Origin of the sequence: Streptomyces sudanensis, assembly GCF_023614315.1 — a bacterium.
Taxonomy (GTDB): Bacteria; Actinomycetota; Actinomycetes; order Streptomycetales; family Streptomycetaceae; genus Streptomyces; species Streptomyces sudanensis.
In genome coordinates this window covers 215,296-215,884 of record NZ_CP095474.1, presented here as the reverse complement: position 1 = coordinate 215,884, position 589 = coordinate 215,296, and the positions used below count along the sequence as shown (strand labels likewise).

General features: G+C 74.5%; 1 protein-coding gene. It reads left to right on the top strand.

Going from position 1 to position 589, the window contains the following annotated elements:
• Positions 1-12: 12 nt before the first annotated feature.
• A complete protein-coding gene (locus MW084_RS00930) occupies positions 13-558 on the top strand; it encodes a leucine-rich repeat domain-containing protein (protein ID WP_338057707.1) in 546 nt (181 codons plus the stop codon).
• Positions 559-589 lie beyond the last annotated feature (31 nt).

The following is a 589-nucleotide window of genomic DNA, read 5'->3' as shown; positions in this document are numbered from 1 at the left end:
GGCGGGAGGGCCGTGGAGAGCGGGAGGGCCGTGGAGAGCGGGAGGGCCGTGGAGCACACACTGGACTTCTGGCGCGCGGGGCTCACGGAGGTGCCCGACCCGGTCTGGCGGCGGACCGACCTGCGGGTGCTGATCCTCGCGGGCAACGCGCTCACCTCCCTCCCGCCGGAGGTCGGGCGGCTGCGCCGGCTGACCACCCTGGACCTCGGGCACAACCGGCTCACCACGCTCCCTGACTCGCTCGGCCACCTTTGCCACCTGCGGGAACTCCGGCTCCGGGGGAACGCGATCACGCACCTGCCGCCGTCCGCCGCCGAACTGCGCGAACTCCGCCACCTCGACCTGCGCGAGAACGCCCTGACCGAGGTGCCGCGGCCGCTGGCCCGCCTCCCGCTGCTCCGCCGGATCGACCTGCGGGGCAACCGCCTCGGCGGCCTTCCGGACTGGCTCGCCCGCCTGCCCTCACTGGAGAGGCTGGACCTGCGGTGGAACGGGATCGACCCCTCCCTGCCGCTAGTGGCCGAACTCGAACGCCGGGGATGCTTCGTCCTGGTGTGAGGCCCCGGCCCGGACTCCCCGCCCGGACTCA